Annotated in this window: 24 protein-coding genes; 21 read left to right on the forward strand and 3 right to left on the reverse strand. The window is 33.0% G+C overall.

Going from position 1 to position 23,230, the window contains the following annotated elements; translation table 11 throughout:
• Positions 1 to 14 precede the first annotated feature (14 nt).
• The 19 genes from GBO31_RS00350 to GBO31_RS00440 all read left to right on the forward strand — a co-directional run bounded on the left by GBO31_RS00350 (position 15) and on the right by GBO31_RS00440 (position 17,754).
• Positions 15 to 431, forward strand: coding sequence for a bactofilin family protein (locus tag GBO31_RS00350; protein ID WP_219006309.1), 417 nt, complete (start codon positions 15 to 17; stop codon positions 429 to 431).
• Positions 403 to 630, forward strand: coding sequence for an AtpZ/AtpI family protein (locus GBO31_RS00355; protein WP_219006310.1), 228 nt, complete (start codon positions 403 to 405; stop codon positions 628 to 630). Before GBO31_RS00350 ends, GBO31_RS00355 begins: the two co-directional genes overlap by 29 nt.
• A gap of 523 nt (positions 631 to 1,153) precedes the next feature.
• Positions 1,154 to 2,230: a F0F1 ATP synthase subunit A gene (gene atpB, locus GBO31_RS00360; protein ID WP_219006311.1), complete on the forward strand. Its 1,077-nt coding sequence runs from the start codon at positions 1,154 to 1,156 to the stop codon at positions 2,228 to 2,230.
• A 38-nt stretch (positions 2,231 to 2,268) separates the two neighbouring features.
• Positions 2,269 to 2,460 carry an ATP synthase F0 subunit C gene (gene atpE / locus GBO31_RS00365; protein ID WP_027394417.1) on the forward strand — a complete coding sequence of 64 codons (192 nt, stop codon included), beginning with the start codon at positions 2,269 to 2,271 and terminating at the stop codon, positions 2,458 to 2,460.
• Positions 2,461 to 2,542: 82 nt separating this feature from the next.
• The gene (locus GBO31_RS00370) at positions 2,543 to 3,043 is read left to right on the forward strand and encodes a F0F1 ATP synthase subunit B (protein WP_219006312.1); all 501 of its coding nucleotides are present in this window, start codon (positions 2,543 to 2,545) and stop codon (positions 3,041 to 3,043) included.
• Positions 3,044 to 3,051: 8 nt separating this feature from the next.
• Entirely contained in the window at positions 3,052 to 3,579 is a 528-nt protein-coding gene (atpH, locus tag GBO31_RS00375; protein ID WP_219006313.1) for an ATP synthase F1 subunit delta, read from the forward strand.
• A 60-nt stretch (positions 3,580 to 3,639) separates the two neighbouring features.
• Positions 3,640 to 5,217 carry a F0F1 ATP synthase subunit alpha gene (atpA, locus tag GBO31_RS00380; protein WP_219006314.1) on the forward strand — a complete coding sequence of 526 codons (1,578 nt, stop codon included), beginning with the start codon at positions 3,640 to 3,642 and terminating at the stop codon, positions 5,215 to 5,217.
• A gap of 127 nt (positions 5,218 to 5,344) precedes the next feature.
• Positions 5,345 to 6,205 (forward strand): ATP synthase F1 subunit gamma, encoded by an 861-nt coding sequence (gene atpG / locus GBO31_RS00385; protein WP_219006315.1) that lies wholly within the window; start codon positions 5,345 to 5,347, stop codon positions 6,203 to 6,205.
• A gap of 185 nt (positions 6,206 to 6,390) precedes the next feature.
• Positions 6,391 to 7,755, forward strand: coding sequence for a fibronectin type III domain-containing protein (locus GBO31_RS00390; protein ID WP_219006316.1), 1,365 nt, complete (start codon positions 6,391 to 6,393; stop codon positions 7,753 to 7,755).
• Positions 7,756 to 7,864: 109 nt separating this feature from the next.
• Positions 7,865 to 8,518, forward strand: coding sequence for a hypothetical protein (locus GBO31_RS00395; RefSeq protein ID WP_219006317.1), 654 nt, complete (start codon positions 7,865 to 7,867; stop codon positions 8,516 to 8,518).
• Entirely contained in the window at positions 8,503 to 9,015 is a 513-nt protein-coding gene (locus tag GBO31_RS00400) for a hypothetical protein (protein WP_219006318.1), read from the forward strand. The genes GBO31_RS00395 and GBO31_RS00400 overlap by 16 nt, the downstream gene beginning before the upstream one ends.
• 32 nt (positions 9,016 to 9,047) lie before the next feature.
• Entirely contained in the window at positions 9,048 to 10,499 is a 1,452-nt protein-coding gene (locus GBO31_RS00405; protein WP_219006508.1) for an oligosaccharide flippase family protein, read from the forward strand.
• Positions 10,500 to 10,530: 31 nt separating this feature from the next.
• Positions 10,531 to 10,965: a dUTP diphosphatase gene (gene dut, locus GBO31_RS00410; protein WP_219006319.1), complete on the forward strand. Its 435-nt coding sequence runs from the start codon at positions 10,531 to 10,533 to the stop codon at positions 10,963 to 10,965.
• Positions 10,966 to 10,990: 25 nt separating this feature from the next.
• Entirely contained in the window at positions 10,991 to 12,007 is a 1,017-nt protein-coding gene (locus GBO31_RS00415) for a sugar nucleotidyltransferase (RefSeq protein ID WP_219006320.1), read from the forward strand.
• 5 nt (positions 12,008 to 12,012) lie between these two features.
• On the forward strand, positions 12,013 to 13,389 hold the full coding sequence (locus tag GBO31_RS00420; protein ID WP_219006509.1) for a tetratricopeptide repeat protein: 1,377 nt from the start codon (positions 12,013 to 12,015) through the stop codon (positions 13,387 to 13,389).
• A 6-nt stretch (positions 13,390 to 13,395) separates the two neighbouring features.
• Positions 13,396 to 14,169: a DUF4292 domain-containing protein gene (locus GBO31_RS00425; RefSeq protein ID WP_219006321.1), complete on the forward strand. Its 774-nt coding sequence runs from the start codon at positions 13,396 to 13,398 to the stop codon at positions 14,167 to 14,169.
• 11 nt (positions 14,170 to 14,180) lie between these two features.
• A complete protein-coding gene (locus tag GBO31_RS00430) occupies positions 14,181 to 15,395 on the forward strand; it encodes a murein hydrolase activator EnvC family protein (protein ID WP_246615730.1) in 1,215 nt (404 codons plus the stop codon).
• A gap of 7 nt (positions 15,396 to 15,402) precedes the next feature.
• Positions 15,403 to 16,176, forward strand: coding sequence for a sulfite exporter TauE/SafE family protein (locus GBO31_RS00435; protein ID WP_219006323.1), 774 nt, complete (start codon positions 15,403 to 15,405; stop codon positions 16,174 to 16,176).
• A gap of 213 nt (positions 16,177 to 16,389) precedes the next feature.
• Entirely contained in the window at positions 16,390 to 17,754 is a 1,365-nt protein-coding gene (locus tag GBO31_RS00440; RefSeq protein ID WP_219006324.1) for a T9SS type A sorting domain-containing protein, read from the forward strand.
• 70 nt (positions 17,755 to 17,824) lie between these two features.
• Here the strand turns inward: GBO31_RS00440 and GBO31_RS00445 are convergent, their stop codons facing one another.
• Together GBO31_RS00445 and GBO31_RS00450 are read right to left on the reverse strand one after the other, a co-directional pair.
• Positions 17,825 to 18,334 (reverse strand): acyl-CoA thioesterase, encoded by a 510-nt coding sequence (locus GBO31_RS00445; protein WP_219006325.1) that lies wholly within the window; start codon positions 18,332 to 18,334, stop codon positions 17,825 to 17,827.
• 204 nt (positions 18,335 to 18,538) lie between these two features.
• Positions 18,539 to 19,585, reverse strand: a complete 1,047-nt coding sequence (locus GBO31_RS00450) for an SPOR domain-containing protein (RefSeq protein ID WP_219006326.1) — start codon at positions 19,583 to 19,585, stop codon at positions 18,539 to 18,541.
• A gap of 137 nt (positions 19,586 to 19,722) precedes the next feature.
• Here GBO31_RS00450 and dprA point away from each other — a divergent pair, with 137 nt between their 5' ends.
• Together dprA and GBO31_RS00460 are read left to right on the forward strand one after the other, a co-directional pair.
• Positions 19,723 to 20,826 carry a DNA-processing protein DprA gene (gene dprA / locus GBO31_RS00455; protein WP_219006327.1) on the forward strand — a complete coding sequence of 368 codons (1,104 nt, stop codon included), beginning with the start codon at positions 19,723 to 19,725 and terminating at the stop codon, positions 20,824 to 20,826.
• Between the two features lie 121 nt (positions 20,827 to 20,947).
• Positions 20,948 to 22,414, forward strand: coding sequence for a T9SS type A sorting domain-containing protein (locus GBO31_RS00460; RefSeq protein ID WP_219006328.1), 1,467 nt, complete (start codon positions 20,948 to 20,950; stop codon positions 22,412 to 22,414).
• 101 nt (positions 22,415 to 22,515) lie between these two features.
• Here GBO31_RS00460 and GBO31_RS00465 read toward each other — a convergent pair whose 3' ends face one another.
• On the reverse strand, positions 22,516 to 23,229 hold the full coding sequence (locus tag GBO31_RS00465) for an SGNH/GDSL hydrolase family protein (protein ID WP_219006329.1): 714 nt from the start codon (positions 23,227 to 23,229) through the stop codon (positions 22,516 to 22,518).
• Position 23,230 lies beyond the last annotated feature (1 nt).

Genomic DNA, 23,230 nt, shown 5'->3' on the forward strand with positions numbered 1-23,230 from the left:
ATCCCCCGATTAGTATGTTTTCAGACAATAAAAAAGGAAAAGATCAAGGCCCAACAGATTTTTCCAGAAACCAGAACAAAATTTCAGAAGGAACTAAAATTGTAGGAGATGTTATTTCCGAAGGCGGTTTTAGAGTAGAAGGAACCATTGAAGGAACTTTCAAAACTACAGGAAAGGTAGTGGTTGGAAAATCAGGATATATTCAGGGGACATTACAATGCTCTGATGCTGATTTCGAAGGAAAATTTTCAGGGAATCTTGAGATTTCTGGAACATTATCCTTAAAACCAACTGCTCATATAGAAGGAGAGGTTTCTGTAGGAAAACTTGCAGTAGAACCAGGAGCAACCTTTAATGCTTCATGTGTAATGAAAGGTGGAGTTAAATCATTAGGTAAAACTGATGGACAAAAACAAGGGAAATCAGCTTAGAAAGTACTTAGCACTTACCGGAATAGCTTTTGAAATGGGAGGTATTATTTTTGTCTGCGCGTATGCAGGTAAAAAATTGGATGCCTATTATCAGCTTGAGAAGAATTGGTTTACAATGGGATTGGTTCTTTTTGGAGTAGCATCTTCATTATATTTAGTAATAAAACAATTGGATAGAATTAATAATCCCAAAAAATAAATCTATAGTTGTAGGTAATTTTTATGATCAAACATTTACTTCGATTTATAGTAATCTTTCTCTTAATATTATCAGGAACTTACTTAGTACATACTTGGGTTCTAGATTTTTTTTCATTTCGGAGTAATGCTATTATTATTAATCTTTCCTATGTTTTTAATGCTATTTATGGTTTGGTATTAATCAGTCTTATACAAATCCTTAGAAATAGGTTTAAAGATCAGATTGGTTTCATTTTTTTAGCAGCTAGTTTTATAAAGCTGGGTGTTTTTGTAGCAATTACCAAGCTAAGTAGTATGGAAATGGATAGAAGCGTTTTTCTAGACTTTTTTATTCCTTATGTAATATGCTTAATCTTGGAGGTGTATTATATTTCTAAAATTTTGAACAATCTTAAGTGATTGATTACCAGAAGTTTATTTTTCTAAAAATATTCTTAAACTTATTTAGTCAAAATAGTTTAAGAATCTAACTTAATTATGTACATTTGCACCGAAATTTAGGAACCGAAATCTGACCTAGAATGCAAAAAATTAGTGTAGTTAGAATTTTTATGACTTTAGCCGTGATTCTTACCTCTTTGAATCTGGCAGCGAAAGATACTGAAAAAGCAGAAAAAGAAGGAAAAGATGGTTTGAAAACTGAGATAAAAGAGTTCATTGATCATCACCTTCAAGATTCACATGATTTCACATTATTTTCTGATAAAGAATCTGGTAAGCATTATGGATTTCCACTTCCAGTTATTCTTTGGGATAATGGATTAAAGGTTTTTTCTTCTTCCAAATTCCATCACGGTGAAACAGTTGCTGAGGTGGATGGTAACTATTACAAATTGTACCACAGTAAAATATATAAAACAGACGCTGCAGGAACGATCACTTATGATGAGAGTCATCATGCAACGAATGAAAAGCCATTAGATTTTTCTATAACAAAGAATGTTGTTAGCATGCTTTTAATAGGCTTGTTAATGTTTTTTATGTTTAGAGGTTTAGCAAAATCCTATAAGAAGAATAATGGGATTCCAACAGGAGCAGGACGTTTCTTAGAACCTTTAGTGCTTTTTGTAAGAGATGAGATTGCAATTCCTAATATAGGAGAAAAGAAGTACAAAAAGTACATGAGCTTCTTGTTAACTATATTTTTCTTTGTTTGGTTTTTGAATCTATTAGGAATGACACCACTTGGTGTGAATGTTACAGGAAACATTGCTGTAACTTTTGGATTAGCTTTACTTACATTTTTGATTACGAACTTTACAGCAAATAAAAACTATTGGGGTCACATCTTTTGGATGCCAGGAGTGCCTACATTTATGAAGGTAGTTTTAGCACCAATAGAATTATTAGGTGTTTTTATCAAGCCATTTTCATTGATGATTCGTTTGTACGCGAACATGACAGCAGGTCACGTAGTACTAATGAGTATCGTTGGAATGATGTTCTTGTTCAAAAGTTGGATTGGTAGTCCATTGTCATTTGGTTTAGCATTTGCGTTATCAATATTAGAATTATTGGTAGCAGCATTACAAGCATATATATTTACGATGTTGTCAGCGCTATATTTTGGTATGGCTAATGAAGAGGCACATCATTAACGATAATTATAATTGTTTAATTTTTTTAATTCTTTACTATGGAAGGTTTAAATTATGTAGGAGCTGGTTTGATTGTTATCGGTGCTGGTTTAGGTATTGGTAGAATCGGTGGACAAGCAATGGAAGCTATTGCTCGTCAACCAGAAGCTTCAGGAAAAATCCAAACTGCTATGCTTATTGCAGCAGCACTTATTGAAGGTATTGGATTTGCTGCATTATTCGCAGCTTAATTTACAAGTAATAGCTGTAACGGTTGGTTGCAGCTATTACTAAGTTTTAAAATTAAACACTAAGAAAGTAACATAATTAATTATGGATAAGTTAATAAATGATTTTTCATTCGGTCTGTTTTTCTGGCAGATACTTTTGTTTGTAGGATTAGTATTATTATTAAGGAAATTCGCATGGAAACCTATTCTTGATTCTGTTAATAATAGAGAAGAAGGAATTAAAAATGCGTTAGAAGCGGCAGAAGCAGCTAGAAAAGAAATGCAAAATCTTCAAGCTGATAATGAGCGTATCTTAAATGAAGCAAGAGCAGAGCGTGATGCAATGTTAAAAGAAGCAAGACAGCTTAAAGATAACATGATCACTGATGCTAAGACTGAAGCACAAGCAGAAGCTGATAAAATTGTTGCGCAAGCACAAGCTACTATCGAAAGTGAAAAGAAAGCTGCACTAGCAGAATTAAAAAATCAAGTAGCTGGACTTTCTGTAGAGATCGCAGAAAAAGTAGTAAGAAACGAATTATCAAACAAAGACAAGCAATTGGAATTAGTAGATTCTATGCTTGGTGATGTTACTTTAAATTAAGAAATCACATGAGTAGAGCAGCAATACGTTATGCTAAAGCAGTGTTGAGTTTAGCTCAGGACAAAAAAGCGACTGATGATGTTCAAAAGGACATGCAGACTATCATCGATACTGTTGATACTAACGCAGATCTTAATATGCTTTTGAATAGTCCATTAATCAAAAGTGAGATAAAATTGGCATCATTACGAGAAGTTTTTAAAAGCACTGGTGATCTTACTAATAAGCTTTTCGAAACTTTAGTAACTAATAAAAGAATTGATCTTTTAGTTGAGGTAGCAAAACAATATATTGTTTTATTAGATCGACATAACAATACACAAGTAGCGAAGGTTACCACAGCTGTGCCTCTAGATAAGGCAATGAGTAATAAGATTCTTGCTAAGGTAAAAGAACTTACTGGTAACGAAGCTACATTGGAGAATGAAATTGATGAGAGCATCATTGGTGGATTTATTCTTAGAGTTGGAGATATGCAGTATAATGCTAGTATCGCACACAAATTAACAACTTTAAGAAGAGAATTAAGTAATTAAATTAAGAGTTAATAATAAGAGAATAAAATAACATTTTGTTCTTCTAAACTATTATATAAAATGGCAGAAGTGAATCCTGCTGAAGTATCAGCAATAATCAAACAACAATTATCTGGATTTGAAGCATCCGCTTCATTAGAAGAAGTAGGTACGGTATTACAGGTTGGTGACGGTATCGCCAGAGTTTACGGATTGTCTAACGCTCAATACGGAGAGTTAGTAGAATTTGAATCTGGATTAGAAGGAATTGTACTGAATCTTGAAGAAGATAATGTTGGGGTAGTACTTTTAGGTTCTTCAACAGAAGTAAAAGAAGGTGCAACTGTAAAACGTACACAGAGAATTGCCTCTATCAATGTTGGAGACGGTATTGTTGGACGTGTAGTGGACACTTTAGGAAATCCAATTGATGGTAAAGGAGCTATCGATGGAGAAACTTTCGAAATGCCATTAGAGCGTAAAGCTCCTGGTGTAGTTTTCCGTCAACCGGTAAATGAGCCATTACAGACTGGTATTAAATCAATTGATGCCATGGTTCCGATTGGAAGAGGACAGCGTGAGTTGGTGATTGGTGACCGTCAGACTGGTAAGACTACAGTTTGTATAGATACAATTCTAAATCAGAAGGAATTTTATGATGCAGGAGAACCTGTATATTGTATATATGTAGCAATTGGTCAGAAAGCTTCTACCGTTGCGAACATCGCAAAAGTTTTAGAAGATAAAGGAGCACTTGCTTATACTACAATTGTTGCTGCGAATGCTTCTGATCCTGCTCCAATGCAGGTGTATGCTCCTTTTGCTGGAGCTGCTATCGGTGAGTATTTCCGTGATACTGGTCGTCCAGCATTAATTATTTATGATGATTTATCTAAGCAAGCAGTTGCATACCGTGAGGTTTCATTATTATTACGTCGTCCACCAGGTCGTGAAGCATATCCTGGAGATGTATTCTACCTTCACTCAAGATTATTAGAGCGTGCTGCAAAAGTAATCGCTGATGACGGTATTGCTAAAGATATGAATGATCTTCCTGATTCTTTAAAAGATAAAGTAAAAGGTGGTGGTTCTTTAACTGCATTACCAATTATCGAAACACAAGCAGGTGACGTATCAGCATATATCCCAACAAATGTAATTTCTATTACAGATGGTCAGATATTCTTAACTTCAGATTTATTTAACTCAGGTGTTCGTCCAGCAATTAACGTTGGTATCTCAGTATCTCGTGTAGGAGGTTCTGCGCAGATTAAGTCAATGAAGAAGGTTGCAGGTACTTTAAAACTGGATCAAGCACAGTTCCGTGAATTAGAAGCGTTTGCTAAGTTTGGATCTGATCTAGATGCTGCTACTTTAAACGTAATTGAAAAAGGTAAGCGTAACGTAGAAATCTTAAAGCAAGGTCAAAACGATCCTTACACAGTTGAAGATCAAATTGCGATTATTTATGCTGGATCTAAGAACTTATTGAAAGATGTTCCTGTAAATAAGGTAAAAGAATTCGAAAGTGATTATATAGAGTATTTAAATGCTAAGCATAGAGATGCATTAGATACGTTAAAGGCTGGAAAACTTACAGACGAAGTTACAGATGTATTACTTTCTGCTTGTAAAGAAATTTCGGCAAAATATAAATAAGTAGTATTGAGTACAGAGTATTTAGATATAAGATCTTTTACTCTGTATTTATAGAAGTTATAATATTAGAAAGTATTGATTAGGAAAGTACTATTTACTAACAACTCAATACTCAATACTAAGAAAAATGGCAAATTTAAAAGAATTACGTAGTAGAATTACCTCTGTATCTTCAACGATGCAAATTACCAGTGCTATGAAAATGGTATCTGCGGCAAAGTTGAATAAAGCACAGATGGCAATTACAGCTATGCGTCCTTATGCGGATAAGCTTACTGAATTGTTACAAAGTCTAAGTGCTTCGCTAGAAGGAGATAGTAGTAGTGTATATTCTGAACAACGCGAAGTAAACAAAGTATTAGTAGTGGCTATTGCTTCTAATCGTGGTTTGGCAGGTGCGTTCAATTCTAATATCATAAAAGGATCAAAAGATCTTTATGAGAATGTATATGCCGGTAAGCAGGTTGATTTTGTTGCTATTGGTAAAAAAGTAAATGATATTGTTTCTAAAACTCATACAGTTGTATCCAATAAAAGTGAAGTTTTTGACGATCTTACTTTTGCTAATGTTGCGGAGATAGCTGAAGAATTGATGGAAATGTTTACAAATGGTTCTTATGATAAAATAGTATTGGTGTATAATAAGTTTAAAAACGCTGCTACTCAAATTGTTACAAAAGAACAGTTTTTGCCAATTAAACCTATAGAAGGGGAAAGTACAAATAATGTAGATTATATCTTTGAGCCTTCAAAAGAAGAGATAGTGGAACAATTAATCCCTAAGTCTCTTAAAACACAATTGTATAAGGCAATTCGAGATTCTTTCGCGTCAGAACATGGTGCACGTATGACTGCAATGCATAAAGCAACGGACAACGCTACAGAATTAAGAGATAGTCTTAAGTTACAATACAACAAAGCAAGACAAGCTGCAATTACTAATGAGATTCTTGAAATCGTTGGTGGTGCAGAAGCTCTAAATAATTAGAATTTAGTAATATTTTAGAGAAAAAAGATAAATTTCTTAAAACTCGGCAATGAATTTTGCCGAGTTTTTTTATTTAAGAACATTTCCTTTAAAAATTCGTAAAAGTGGTTTTTGTAGGGTAACATTTCCCTCTATTTAGGTACTTACTTTAAAGTACTAAACATTAATTTTTAAAACCACTTTTTATGAGAAAAATTGTAAGCCTATTTTATGTATGCTTAAGTTTAATAATATTATCGTGTGGGAGCGATGATGATACTTTTGTGAATGTTCCACCAGAAAAAGTTTCGAATATCGAAATAGAAGTCATTGAAGGGACATTGGTGCAAGTCAGTTGGGAGCCTTCAGAAGATGTCAATAATGATCAAATATCCTATGATTTGGTTATAAATGAAAAAATTCTGGCTAGCAAAACAAATGAAACCACTTTACAGTTCGATGCAAGTCAGTTCATTCCTAATACTGATCCTGATGGAAAAAATAACAAGACTAATCGTATAGAATTATTAGCCAAGGGATTGAGTTTGGAACTAGATATCAAGATCACATCATTCGATTCTAATGGTGGTGTGTCCGAAGATGCTGTAGTAAACAGAAATGTTTTTATGAACAGAGATCCTCAAGAGTTTTCTTTTAATTTTATCAATTTTGATTTGTTTGCATATAACTGGTTAGAAATTTCTTGGACACCAGCAACAGATCCTGACGGAGATATTTTGTCTTATGATATTTATTTTAATGACACGGTTATTAGAGAAAATTATGTGATAGGGTCTAATGATGTTAACGGGTTTCTGTTCTATAATCAAGATTTTAGAGAATTTATAGATTCTGAATTTGTAATTAGAGTAGTTGCTAATGATCGTACCGGTGGAACTAACGAGATAAGTAGAACTTTTAATTTTAGAGGTACAGATGTTGATCTAGGGATATTGACACTTCCATATGAAGAGAATATAGCATTTGAAATCTTAGAAGATGAACCAGATAATAAGGTAGGTTATACTTTTGAAATAGAACGTTCTATTGGTTTTTCTGTTGTACAAGAGTCTGGCAATGTGTCATTTAGCTTATTTTCCGAGAATGGAGATTTTATTGCTAATGGATTTAATAATATTCTACTTGCTTCATTAGAAACCGGAACATATTATCTTGAAGTAATTAATAATAATTTTGGTCTTGCTGCAAACGGAACTATGAATCTTACTTTACAAGATTATGATTCTTCAGATTTAGATTTGGGAACGTTGAACATTCCATTTAGTGAAACTTATAACTATGATACAACCAGCGAAGTAGATAGAGCTATTGCATTCAATTTTAGTATAGATAGTCAATCAGATTATGTGTTTGAAACAACATTTGCAAATTATGATACCTTTTTAAGACTGTATGATTCCTTTGGAAATCTTATCGGTTCTAATGATGATGGAGGAGCAGGTACGTTATCTAGAATGGTAGGTTCTTTAAGTGCCGGTAGTTATTCAATTGAGGTGTCTGGTTTCGGTTCTTCAGTTGGATTAGGAACTTTATCAGTTAGTTTACAATAGAAAAGTGAATTCTTATTGCATAACCACATTCGTTTGGTCGAATGTGGTTTTTTGTTTTTTTTAGGACAAACACCACATTCATTTTTTATCTTTAATGGAAAAAAGAAAAATGAAAAAAATTAAACTTTGTACTTTAGCGCTTGTTTTGGCATTTATAAGTACTATGAATTCACAGGATTCAGAAACTTTATACGAAGCAGGAGATATTAAGATGGGAATAGCTGCAGTTCCACTTATGGATTTCGATAATGGATTTAGCGGAGTAGCCGTAAAACAAAGCCTATCTTATTATTTATCAGAACGTTTTGCTATTAATACTTCGGCTTTTGCATTGTTTCCACAAGATATAGAGCAAGAAAATGGTAGAGATGTAGAAGTACAAGCGTATGGGTTTATACCATCTTTTAGAAAACATGCAATTAATAGTGGAAAATTTAGTTTCTATTTTGAGTCTGGAATAGGGATTGGTGCGATTCGATATGAAACAAATGATCCTGCAGATATTGCAATAGAAGATAATAGTGGTGGTTTGTTATTATTTGCAGCAGGTGCTGGAATTAATTATAAATTTGCCAAGTGTTTAGAATTAGAATTTGGTCTTCCTTATATGTATGGTCTTAATATCACAAATGGAGAAGATTCAAAGCTATTCTCTGGTGTTGCATTTAATTTTGGAATGAATATTGTCTTTAATACCAGAGATATTAAAAAAATGAAAGAAAAACATCGTGAACGTTTAAAAGAAAAATGGAACAAAGAATAAATTTGAAAACACTACTTACAAAAATCGGCTTATTAGGAATTTTAATGACTTTTGCCCAATGTGCTACAAGTCAGAAAATAGATAAAATTGCACCTGTAGAATTAAACGCTCCTTATTTTCAAAAATGGGTTTCCGGTATTCGAGGAGGCGGTCAAGGTTTCACACTGTATTTTCCAGTAGCCAAAGAATCGGATGTTGTATTACATACAGCTTATTTTAAAGGAAAAAAAGTTGATCTAAATTTTAATCAAAGAGAAGGTTTTTATAGAGGAAAATATACAGATCCTGAAAGTGTAAAACCCGATATGATTATGAGTGGTGATGCTAAAGACGAATACGGTAATAAAGCACCTAAAGTAGAAGAAAAAACACCCTTTGTCCTTAAAGATGACGAGTGTATTATTGCTTACACCAAATCAGGAAAAGAAGGATTTTTCAAACTCGATAAATTACCAGAAAAAGAATTGGAAGCGTATCCAATGAAGCCAAGGCAATAAAATTGTATTTTTAGAGCCGTAATAATTTGCAATTGGGAATTTTTCAGAAACTTTTTAAGCAAACTTTTATATATGGAATGGCAACTGTGTTACCACGCATGTTGTCATTTCTTTTGGTACCCTTATATACAAATCAATTACCAACTGAGGAGTATGGTAAAGTCTCTATTATTTTCTCATACTTTGTACTTTTTAACGTAATTCTCGCGTATGGAATGGAAACCGCTTTCTTTCGGTTTTTTAATAAAGAAAAGAATAAGGACAATGTTGTTAGTACATCTGCAATATCAATTGCGATTTCATCCTTTGTATTCCTGATAATAGCCTTATTACTAAAACATCAAATAGCAGATTGGATAGATATAAAACTTAAATATATCAACCTTGTTATTTGGATATTATTATTAGATGCTTTGGTGATTATTCCATTTTCTTGGTTACGGGCCAAAGAGCGTCCTATAAGATATGCAATTATTAAAATCACAAACGTTGCAATAAATTTTGGTCTTAATATATTTTTCTTGCTCTTTCTTACGGAGCTTTCATTCCATTTTTCATTTTTAAATTGGATATGTAAAGATGATTATGAAATCAGTTATATTTTTATTTCAAATCTTATTGCAAGTGGATTTGCATTAGTGGCGCTGATATCATTTTATTCTAAAATATCATATCGTTTTGATAAAGAATTGTGGAAGAAGATGATGAAATATGCTCTGCCAATTCTCATAGCAGGAATTGCATATTCAATTAACGAAACATTTGATAGAATTCTTTTGGACTTTTTATTACCTGAGGATGTTGCAGACCATATGGTAGGTGTATACTCTGCCTGTTATAAACTAGCCTTGTTTATGACTTTATTTGCAACGGCTTTCAGATTAGGAATTGAACCTTTTTTCTTTAACTATGCTTCTAATAAAAATGCTCCTGATACTTATGCAAGAATAACCAAGTATTTTGTGATTTTAGGTTCTTTTATATTCCTATTTGTAATTGTTTTTGTGCATGTTTTAAAAATAGCTTTCTTAAGAGATACATCATATTGGGAAGCGGTAAAGATAGTTCCGTTAATTTTATTAGCTAATTTTTGCTTAGGTATTTATCATAATCTTTCAGTTTGGTATAAAGTAACAGATAGAACCAGATTTGGAGCTTATATTTCCGTTTTTGGTGCAGTAATTACTTTACTTCTTAACTTTTTATTAATTCCAAAATACACCTACATAGGTTCTGCTATTGCTACTTTAGCTGCCTATGGTTCTATGATGATGATATCTTGGTATTTAGGTAGGAAATATTATCCAATCCCATACGATCTTAAGAAGATAGGAGCGTATCTTTTATTGTCAATTAGTTTTTCGATAATTTCTTTTTACATTTTCGATAGTAATTATATAATTTCTATCCCACTCTTACTAGTGTTTTTAGTAATTTTGTATGCTTTTGAAAAAAAAGAAATAAAACAACTATTAAAAAGATAACAACGCTGTATAATGGCGTAATAAAACAACTATGCAAATAAACATCATTAACAAATCATCTCATAAATTACCTCATTACGAAACAATTGCTTCTGCAGGAATGGACTTGCGAGCCAATATTACTGAGTCAATAACTCTTAGACCTTTAGAAAGAACAATTGTTAAAACAGGATTGTTTATTGAGTTACCTGTTGGTTTTGAAGCGCAAGTAAGACCAAGAAGTGGATTAGCAGCAAAAAAAGGAATTACAGTTTTAAATGCTCCAGGAACTATAGATGCGGATTATAGAGGTGAAATAGGTGTAATTTTGGTCAACTTGTCTAATGAAGATTTTGTAGTAGAAAATGGTGAAAGAGTTGCTCAGTTGGTGATCGCAAAACACGAACGAGCAGAATGGAATGAAGTAACAGAATTATCAGAAACTTCTAGAGGTGAAGGTGGCTTTGGAAGTACAGGAGTTAAATAATCAACCAATCAAAAAAACATAAGTAATGAAAATTATTGTGCCAATGGCCGGAAGAGGTTCTAGATTAAGACCTCATACATTAACTGTTCCTAAACCATTAATTCCTGTAGCAGGAAAACCAATTGTTCATAGATTAGTTTCGGATATAGCTAAGGTTCTGGGAGAACCTGTAGATGAAATAGCATTCGTATTAGGAGATCCTGCTTTCTTTGGAGATGATGTGGTAGAAAGCTTAACGGCTCTTGCTTCAGAATTAGGTGCAAAAGCTTCTATATACCGACAAGATCAACCGTTAGGAACGGGTCATGCTATTATGTGCGCAAAAGATTCGTTATCAGGACCTGCAGTTGTGGCTTATGCAGATACATTGATAAGAGCAGATTTTAATCTAGATAAAGAAGCGGATGCCGTAATTTGGGTAAAACAAGTTGATCAACCTGAAGCTTATGGAGTAGTGAAACTTAATGAAAAGAAAGAAATTGTAGAGTTGGTAGAAAAGCCTAAAGAATTTGTTTCGGATCTAGCAGTGATAGGAATCTATTATTTTAAAGATATTGGAGTTCTAAAAGATGAGTTGCAATATGTGTTAGACAACAATATTATCAATGGAGGAGAGTATCAGATAAATGATGGAATAAAAAGAATGATGGCAGATGGCAAAGTTTTTGTTACTGGTCAGGTGGATGAATGGATGGATTGTGGTAATAAAAATGTAACTGTCGAAACCAATACTAGAATGCTAGGTTTTTTAGAAAAAGATGGTGAAAATCTAGTGAGTGATGATGTAACTTTAGAAAACGCAACTATTATTCCTCCTTGTTGTATTGGTAAAGGTGTTACGATTGCAAATGGATCGGTAGGTCCTAATGTTTCTATTGGTGATGGTTGTGCAATTGAAAATAGTGATATTAAAAATAGCTTAATACAGAACCAAACTGTCATAAAAAATGCTAACTTAGACAATGCTATGGTTGGAAATCACGTTTATTACGACGGAACATATACAACAATTAGTATTGGAGACTATTCTACCTTAGAATAATTTGGATGATTAAATTTTGTCGACATATCACATTGAGCTTGGTGCTGACCATTGGATTGGGTAGTACCATGTTTTCTCAAGAAATAGAATCTCTAAAGAAAATAGAGATTTTTGATGATTTGGGTGATGTGTCGGATGTTTTTAGAGAGAGTTTCTTTGAAGCTCTAAAAGAAAGAGCAATCACAAATTACGAAAAGGCAATTAGCGCTTTAGAAAGATGTATAGAGGCAAATCCAAAACCAATTGTTTTATACTATGAATTAGGAAGTAATTATCTAGAGCTAAAGCAATATGATAATGCTGCTACCAATTTCAAAAAGGTATTAGAAGAAAGACCAAATGATCGTTATGTCTTAGAGTTACTTTTTGAGGTATATTTTACTCAAAGGAAGTATGCCGAATCTGTGGAAGTGGTGGAGAAGTTAGTAAATTTCGACAGTATGTACAAAGAGCAGTTAGCTAATCTTTACTTTTTAGAATCTAGATATGATGATGCACTAAGAGTGGTAGATGAATTAATAGAAGAGCTTGGACTAGATCCTTATAGAGATAAGTTGCGAAAGAAAATTTCCTTGAAAATTAATAATCCTAATTCACAGATAATTAGATTGCAAGAAAAAATAGCAGCCAATCCAAAGGAAGAACAAAATTATTTGAATCTAATTTATTTATATAGTCAGGATAATCAGGTAGAAAAGGCTTTTGGTACTGCACAAATATTATTAGAGCAAGTACCAAAATCTGAATTAGCCCATTTAGCTTTATATAAGTATTATTTAGATGATAATTTACCTAAGGATGCAATTAAATCAATGAAAGTAGTATTGTCTTCTGATAAAATTGATGAAGAATCTAAATATAAAGTGGTCAATGACTTTTTGGTTTATGTCGATAAAAATCCTCAATATGAAACAAAACTTATTGAAGTAACAAAGATCTTTTCTGAAGATGCAGGCAATAGTAAGGTGTTTACCGAGATAGGAAATTATTTCTATGATAAAGATAGAAAGGAATTGGCATTGAATTATTATGAAAGAGGAATTAAAGATAATGCCAGTAACTTTGGGATTCTTAGAAAAATATTGCTTTTACAATTAGATCTTAAAAGATATGAAAAGGCTAAAGTGGGGAGTGAATTAGCAATAGAGTTATATCCTTCACAACCTATTCTTTATTTGGTTAGTGGTGTTTCGCTAATAAACCTTAATGATTATGAAGAAGCTATAGATATTTTAAGTATTGGAATGGACTACATCATTGATGACTTCAAAATGGAATCTGATTTTTATGATCAAATTGGCGAAGCTTACCTAAAAATGGGTAATGAAGCCAAAGCCAAAGAATATAAAGACAGATCTGTTGAACTTAAAAAAAAATCATAAAGGATAATGAATAGACTGTTTTATCTATTATGTTTTTGCCTTGTCATACTAAATTCCTGTAAAGGGACCAAAGCTGTTTCTGGAGCTTCTGTTAAAAAGCTGAAAACAGCTAAGATTATTTCTAATCACTCTAGTAATGATTTCAATTTTACCACACTGAACGCTAGGGTAAAGGTTAGATACGATGATGGAAAACAATCATTTAGTCCAAATGTGACGCTGCGTCTAGAAAAAGATAAAAAAATATGGGTAAGTGCTAAACTTTTAGGTATTACACTTGCTAAAGCATTGATTACACCTGAAAAAGTAAGTTATTATGAAAAAGTAAATAACACTTACTTTGAAGGTGATTTTAAGTTGTTGAGTGAATGGTTAGGAACCGAGTTAGACTTTGAAAAAGTACAGCAATTATTACTAGGTCAGGCATTATTCAATTTAAACAATGAAAAATATAGCTCATCTATAGCAAACCAAAAATATAGGTTGCAACCTAAAAAAGAACTAGCCTTATTCGAGCGATTATTCATTATAAATCCTGATAATTTTAAAATATTCTCACAGCAACTCAAACAGCCATTGGAGAATAGAAATTTACTAATCAATTATAGTAGCTATCAAAAAGTTGGAAATCAGGATTTTCCCAAAGAAATTAATATTATGGCAACCGAAGGAGTTGCCAAAACCGTCATTATGATTGAATATCGTAATGTAGATTACAATCCAAAAGTAAGTTTTCCGTTTAAAATACCATCAGGATACGAGGAAGTCACCATAGAATGAGGTTAAAACAGTTGATATATTTTATTGGAATGCTATTAATTAGTATTCCTTCTTTTTCGCAAAGTGCAAAACAGCAGCAGCTAGAAGAACAACGCCGTCGTCTAAAAGCGCAGATTGAAGAAATGAAGGCTTTGCTCGCAGATACGAAGCAAAAAGAAAGATCGGTATTGGATGAAGTAGAAACTTTAAACTCTCAAATAAGTACAAGACAAAATCTTATAAAAATTACAAATCAACAAGCTAATCTTCTAACAAGGGAGATCAATACAAACCTAAAAAAAATGGGTTCGTATCGAGATGAGCTGAAGGTGTTGAAAGAGGATTACGCCAAGATGATTGTAAAATCATATAAAAGTAAGTCTCAGAATAGTAAGATTATGTTTTTATTGTCTTCTACTGATTTTATGCAAGCTTATAAGCGTTTGCAATATATGAAGCAATACAACGAGCATCGCAAGGAACAAGCAGAACAGATACAAACAAGAACAGAAGAACTTCAAACATTAAATAAAGATCTATTAGAGCGAAAGAAGAATAAAGAGCAATTAATAGCTGAAAATAGAGACGCTCACGAGCAGCTTAAGGAAGAAAAAAAGCAGCAACAAACACTAATGGCTTCTATCCGTAAAAAAGAAGGAACCTATAAGAAGGAAATAAAGAAAAAACAAGAGCAAGCAAGTGCAATTGATAAGGCGATCGAAAAATTAATTCGAGAAGCGATAGCAAAAGCAAATAAAAAAGCTGGTAAAAAAGCATCTAAAAAAGGTTCTGCCACCACTTTTGCGTTGACTCCAGAAGATAAAAAATTGGCAGATAATTTTACGTCTAACAAAGGAAAGTTTCCTTGGCCTGTAGGTACAGGAAAACTTACAAAGAAATACGGACGTCAACCACATCCAACACTTCCAAATATTCAAATTAATAGTAGCGGTGTAGAGTTAGAAACCAGACCAGGAGAAAAGGCAAGAGCTATTTTCCAAGGAGAAGTAATGGCTATTCAACAACTTAAGAATGCCGGAAAATTAGTGCATATACGACACGGTAATTATATTACAGTGTATTACAATCTAGAAAATATTTCTGTAAAGGAAGGGCAAAAGGTTTCTACCAAACAAAATATTGGAGAAGTCCGAGTAAACCCGCGAACAGGTCGTGCTGTTATGAAGTTTCTGGTTTTTAAAGACACAAAAAAACTAAATCCACAGTCTTGGATTTATAAAATGTAATATGCTTATGGAAATAGTTGTTGTTTCGATTGTGGCTTTTTTAGTTTCGATCTTAACCTTCTTTTCTGGTTTTGGATTGGGAACCATTCTCACACCTGTTTTAATGGTATTTTTTCCCGTAGAGATCGCTATAGCATTAACAGGAATAGTGCATTTCTTTAATAATGTATTCAAATTGTTTTTAGTTGGGAAAAATGCTAATAAATCTGTGTTACTCAGATTTGGAATACCTGCAGTAATAGCAGCCTTTTTAGGAGCATGGGTGTTGTTAAAGATTCCAGATGCTCAACCTCTTTTTGCTTATACTTTATTCGGTAAAACTTTTGTGGTGTATCCTGTGAAATTCATCATTTCTATCTTATTAATCATTTTTGCGAGTATGGATTTAGTCCCGTTTTTCGCTAAATTAAAATTTGGTGAAGAAAAATTACCATTAGGAGGATTTCTAAGCGGATTTTTTGGTGGCCTTTCAGGAAATCAAGGCGCATTAAGAACGGCTTTTCTCATCAAAGCAGGGCTTTCTAAAGAAGCTTTTATAGGAACAGCAGTAGTAGTTTCTACATTTGTGGATTTCACAAGACTCAGTGTATATGCTACCAATGTTTCACAATCAGGTATAAGCGACAATATACCATTAGTAATTTGTGCTACGGCATCAGCTATTGCTGGAGCATTTTTAGGTAATAAACTACTCAAAAAAGTCACGCTAAAGTTTTTACAGATAGTAGTAGCAATTATGTTGATCCTAATTTCTGTGGCTTTAGGAGCAGGATTTCTTTAGAATGGTAATGGATTACATTCATATCATCTTTTATTTAATTTATACACTAAAAATTGATAGGTTATGGCCAAATTTTAAAAGATTTTGGTATAAAATAAGTGTGAAAATTAATAAAATGTAAAAAGTACGTTTATTTTTTGAATGTGATTGAAAAAATAATTTCTTTTGTATGACTCAAGATTACATTTTTAATAAAAACTAACTTTTTACACAATGAAAAAAGCCCAAATTTACTTTATGATGTCATTGATCTCCGTATCTGCTATGGCTCAGGATTGGAACGGCATTCCTGTTCCTGCTGATGCTGGAACAGGTCAGGAATGGGAGCTTCAGGTAGATGCTTCTGATGACTTTAACTATGTTTTTGATGAAACGAATCAGCGTTCTAATTTTGGTAATGACAAATGGTATAACTTTTATCATAACGGCTGGGATGGTCCAGGAACTACATATTGGAAGTATAATCATGTTTCTGTAGATGGAAATGATTTGGTTTTACGAGCTTCAAGATGGGGACAAGCTGGAGAAACTGCTCTTCCTAAAACAAACTTGCCAAATAAAATGGGAAGACCTGAAGATGGTGTAAATGCTGGATGTATTACCTCAAATACAAAAGTAGTGTACCCAGTTTTTGTAGAATCTAGTGTAAGCGTTGCAGATATTGTTTTGGCATCTGATGTTTGGTTATTAAGTCCTGATGATACACAGGAAATAGATATTATAGAATGTTATGGTGGCGATGAACAAGGAAATGGTTTTTTTGCAGAGTTTATTCACTTAAGTCACCACTCATTTATTCGTCAACCTTTCACTGATTATCAACCTAGAGATTTTAATAGTTGGTGGAGCCGATCTGATGTATCGGTATGGGGTGAATATTGCTGGAATGGAGGAAACAGGAGATATGTTAGAATTGGGGTAAATTGGATTAGTCCTGTTCATTTTGAATATTATATCGATGGAGAGTTGGTAAGAGTTTTGTATGATAAAGCTTTTGCGACAAATAGAAATGGTATTTGGACGTATACGTATCCTACAATGACCAATGGAAATCTAGATTTTGATCCTAATGGATTTCAAACTGCTGTGGAATACGCAAGTGGAACTGTGTATTCTTTTCAAACGTTACAAGAAGCTAGCAACATATCTTCTGTAAGTGTAATAGATCCTTTTAATTATCAAGGAGGAAATGGATTTACAAAAGAGATGGATATTATTATCAATGTAGAATCTCAAAACTGGCATGTTGATGCAGATCGAACACCAACAGATAATCAACTGAATGATCCAGCTAGAAATACGATGAAGGTGGATTGGATTAGAGTGTATAAACCGGTAGATACAAGTTTATCTGTTGATGACATAATATTGGATAATGAAGTTGCAATGTATCCTAATCCTGTAAAAGATATTTTGACATTACACGAAAAAATTACTTCCTGGAAACTGTATACAATAACTGGAACAAAGTTAATGGAAGGAACTGAATCTACTATTAGTGTAAATGATTTACCTAAAGGAGTTTATTTTATCTTCGCCGAAGAACAATCTCAGTCATTTAAGTTTGTCAAAAAATAAATAGCAAAGAATCGTTTTCCCCAGAATGATATGAAGATGCTCTCTAGCCTTATAGAGAGTGTCTTTTTTGTTAAATAAAAAGTGCCTTGAGTTCAGTTGCTTCATCTGGTTTCATCTTGCCAGCAAGTACCAAACTCAATTGCTTACGACGCAATGCAGCATCATAACGTTGTTGTTCTAATTCGGTTTCTGGTTTGATAGGAGGTATGGATACTGGGGAACCACTTTCATTTACTGCTACAAAAGTGTATATAGCTTCGTTAGCCTTCGTTTTATCACCGCTTTGTCTATCTTCTATCCAAACATCTATAACAACCTCCATAGAGGTTTTAAACGCTCTAGAAACCTTCGCTTCTACCGTTACTACACTTCCTAAGGGAATAGCTTTGCTAAAAGCAACATGGTTTACCGATGCTGTTACTACAATTCTTCTGGAATGTCGACCAGCTGCAATTCCTGCTGCGCGATCCATACGAGCAAGTAATTCTCCTCCAAAAAGGTTGTTTAAAGGATTCGTTTCTCCTGGTAAAACAAGATCTGTTAAAATAGTTCTGGATTCTGAAGGATATCTGGCTTCCATGAATTTTGGTAATTTTTGACAAAGATAGTTAGGTAAGATTAACTTATAACCATATCATTCTAGAAAACTGATATTCAATTACCTTGAAAAGATTGATAAAATTTCAATGTTTTTCTAAAAAAGAATGAACTTTAGAAATAGAATCAAGAATAGTATCTTACTATTTGCAATAGATGATTAAGAAAAGTGAAAACTAAAAAAAAATTAAAGTTCTTGAACCAACAACCAAGCACGACGATCTTGTTGCTTTTTAATGTTTTGAAGAGCCGTTAACGCTTCTAATCTGTTTTCAAAACTATTATAAACAACTTGATGAAGACCATATTTGTTTATACCAATTAAGCGAGCTTCAAAACCTTTAGCTTTTAATTTATTTACTTTTTTAGCAGCGTTTGCTTTTATTCTGAAGGCTCCAGCAACAATGTGGTATTTTGCTGAGGAATTAGTTACTGTTGTTTCTTCAGTCTCAGAATTTTCTACAACAGTATTTTCTTCAGATTTAATAATATTTAAGTTAATAGCAGGAAGAGGACTTGTTATTTCAAAAGTGGCTTCTTGAATTCTGTTCTCGATTTCTCTTTCCGCATTAATAGTAATACGATCATTTTCTAAATTAGTCTGCGTATTAACTTGGTATAGCGCTAATGAACCAAGGATAACTCCAAAACCAAGAACAGCTGCATACTTCAAATATGGACGTTGACGTCTTTTTTCTGGTGTAAAAGCTATAGGTGCAGTCTCTTCAATAGCTTCGACTTGTTCTTTATACGTTTCTCTTGTTACTGTTGAAGTCGCGACTTCAGGTAGAACCGTTTTGATTTCTTTTTCTCTAAGAATAGAAGGAGAAATAAAAGAATTTAGTCCAAAAGCTTCAGATAGATAATTTGTATTTTGATAAGGCTCAAATTGTAAAGTATTTTCTACTGAAGTATAAAAAGCGCCAATTCCCTCAAGTTCCAAACGATTGCCAGCACTCATTTTATTTTGTAACCACAATACATAACGCTGAATTTTAGCAACAGCATCGGTATATGATATATTTTCCGCAGTAGCTATATAATTCGCTAATAATCCATCATTATTTTGTAATTGGCTATTAAAAGAAATTAACTTTTGAGGAGGAAAAAAAGCATGTGTAGACTCCTGAATCATAGCAGGCTGTCTTTTGGTTAAAAAAGCACCAAAACCTGGTAAGATTACACATTCATATCTATATAGTAATTCACTTATGTATTTAGCTGTATTATTCATTATCCCCTCTCGTAAATGCTTTCTATTATTGAGTATATCAAAATTAAAAAAAATAGGGTTTGTAAATAACAAGATACCTTGATTTTATTAACATTTTTGATTTTTTTCGTTTCTTGTACTGACTTATAATAGTTTACATGACAGAAGAAAAAATAATTGCTTTATTAACACTTAAGAAAACACCAAATCTTGGAGATAGTTCAATCAAAAAATTGATTAGAGAAGTTGGATCTGCAGAAGAAGTATTAAAAGAGAAACCTCAGAATTTACTGAAGATAGATGGTATCGGGACTGTAAAGATTAAAGAGATTTACAATAAGGAAAATAAGATTGCAGCAGAAAATGAGCTGCAATTCATGAGAGATAATGATATACGTTATATGGCTTATGATGATATCAGTTATCCTGAGAAACTAAAATACTGTTTAGATGGTMCGGTTGTTTTGTTTAGTAGAGGTAATATTGATGTAAAGAATAAAAAAATAATAAGTATCGTAGGAACAAGAAAAGTAACAAGTTATGGAGTACGATTTTGTGAAGAATTAATTGAAACAATCGTTCCATTAAATCCTGTTATTGTATCAGGTTTCGCATACGGCGTGGATATTACGGCTCAAAAAGCTGCGGTAAAACATGGTTTACAAACCGTAGGTTGCTTGGCACATGGATTAGATCAAATATATCCGAAAGCCCATAAAAAGTATATGTCACAAATTGAAGAAAATGGAGGGTTTTTTACAGATTTTTGGAGTACAGATACCTTTGATAGAAAGAATTTTCTAGGACGTAATCGTATTATTGCAGGATTGAGTGAAGCTACTATTGTTATCGAAAGCGCTAATAAAGGAGGTTCATTAGTAACCGCTGAAATTGCAAATTCCTATAATCGTGATGTGTTCGCCGTGCCTGGCAGAGTAGGTGATGCTCTAAGTGAAGGATGCAATACATTAATTAAAACTCAAAGAGCACATATGTTAACCAGTGCAGCAGATCTGATTTATATGTTGAATTGGGAATTGGAGGAGAAAGTACAACCTACAGTACAAAAACAACTTTTTGTAGAATTAGAAGGTGATGAGAAAAAGATATACAACCTCCTTAGAAAAAATGGAAAGGAATTATTAGATGTGATTGCATTGCAATGTGAGATTCCAACATTTAAAGTAGCCTCTACCTTGCTAAACATGGAATTGAAAGGTGTCATCAGACCATTACCTGGTAAATTGTTTGAAGCGATATGATAAATAGTTCAATTTTTTTAGGATAGCTACTTAAAGGGTTTCGTAGATAATCAACTTTTCTCTAGTGAGTAATTTGTTTAAAACTATATTTTTAGCAGTAATAATAAAAAAATAGTTGATAATGATGTTTTCTTATGCTGCAGAGTCCAGAGATCTTACTATAAAGAATAACCTAATGCTGCTTATTAGTTTATTTTTTTATTCTCACTTTATAAACGGACAATTTTATCCAGGTAATGATCAAAAATTACTTTTTGTAGGGCAGGATTTAGCCTCTGTTTCTAATTATAGAACTAATTGTACGGGTTGTCATAATGGACATGGAGAAATTGCGTATTTGTCTTTTTATACTTTAGAGGAATCTTCGATTTTTATTGATGTCAATAGATCTATATACTATGGAGGTATGGGTATGGATAATAATGGTAATCGAGATACAAATAATACAAATTGGGGAGCAGGAATTCTAAACTTGTGGACGGCAGCAGAACGTTCTCCTTTGGTAGCTATTGGACTTAGTATTGTAGAAGATGCCTTTAACGGTTTAGATGGTTTGCAGAATATTATTGATGGAAATCACGATAGTAAAATTGTGAAAATGGCTACTTTTTTCAACCAATTTCCATCCAATATTTTTTATTTGAGAATAGGCTACGAATTTGACGGGAACTGGAACGCCTATGATCAGACTAAATATATAGGCGCGTATCAACGAATTGTAGATGTATTGAGAACAAATCTATCTCAGGATAATGTAGTTTATGTTTGGCAGTCATCCACTTCGCCTATTGATGATATACTAGATGGTGGTCAAGAAAATATTAATGCCTATTATCCAGGAGATGATTATGTAGATTGGATGGGGTTATCTTGGTTCTTACTTCCTAATGAAAACCCTACCGTAGGATCATTTACTCCAGCTACACAATTAGCTTTGGCTAATGAATTAGTAAGTTTTGCTCAATCCAAAGGGAAACCTGTTATGATTGCAGAGGCCTCTCCTCAAGGATATGATCTAGATGCCAAAACCAATTGTAATATTAGTCCTGTGTATGATGGAACTGCCAATCAAGGGTGCACAAATAAAACTGCTACCCAAATTTATCAGGAATGGTTTGATGAATTATTTAATTTCGTAAAAAACAATGATGATGTAAGAGCGTTATGTTATATTAATACGGATTGGGATAGCGAATTTATATGGAGTGCTGCGAATAATAATTATGCCTCTGGATATTGGGGAGATAGCAGAGTAGAAATAGATGCTGATATTAGAAATAGTTGGATCGCTTCCATTGAAGATCCGGCAAATAACTTTCTACAAACTGAAGACTCTTCAACGATAATTAATGTATTATCTATAGAGGATATTATAGTGCCTACTCAAGGTGTTTTTGTATATCCTAATCCAGGTATCGATATTATTAATCTACAAGGAGTAAGTAGTGATTTTTCATATGATCTATATACTACTTCAGGAAGAAAAGTAGCAGAAGGAGTAGGTGATAAAGTAGATGTGAGCCACTTGTCAAGAGGAATTTATTTATTAAAATCAGAAGGGTTCATAACAAGAATTATAAAACAATAACAATATATGCTAACATAAAATATCTTGGACAAAACCGAATAACTTCGTAAGGCTTTGAGTTCGGCTTATGATCACACACTTTGTTTAAAGTAAATTAATGGTTATTCCAAAATTTCCTTTACAACTGGAAGTATAGCTTCTACCCATAAGCTATATTGGTTCGCACTTGGATGTAAATTGTCGGTAGCTAAAGCTCCTTCAGAATTACCAAGATTTCTTGAAATTGATGTTACATCAATAAATGGTATTGATTGTGCTTCACATTGCTGTTTGATATATGCATTATACATATCAATTTCAGAAGCAATAACTTCACTATTATTAGATCCAAATGGCGTTACTCCATAATCTGGTATGGATACCACAAAAACACGATTTTTATTATTACCAGCTAAGGATATGGCTTTGTCCAATAAAAAATTGAATTCTGATTGAAAAATGGTAAAATCTGCCCCTTGAAACTGATTATTTACACCAATAAGTAATGAAACGATATCATAATTTTCGGGGTTTTGAGTATCTATTGCCGAAATTAAATTACCAGTGGTCCATCCAGTTTGTGCAATAACTTTTACAGTTTCAATTTTTTGAGTATTTGATGCAAAAGCATTTTGTAATTGAAAGGGCCAACTTTCGCTTTCTGTCACTCCTTGCCCTATGGTATAAGAATCCCCTAATGCTAAAAAAGAAAATTTCTGGATTTCTTCTATTTGATCTTCCTCTTGCTGAACAGGGTTTTGTATACTCTCATCAGAGGAACAACCAAAAACCAATATGAATAGTAGAAGTATACTGGAATAGATATTTTTATTCATT

The organism is Aquimarina litoralis (genome assembly GCF_019295435.1).
Taxonomy (GTDB): domain Bacteria; phylum Bacteroidota; class Bacteroidia; order Flavobacteriales; family Flavobacteriaceae; genus Aquimarina; species Aquimarina litoralis_A.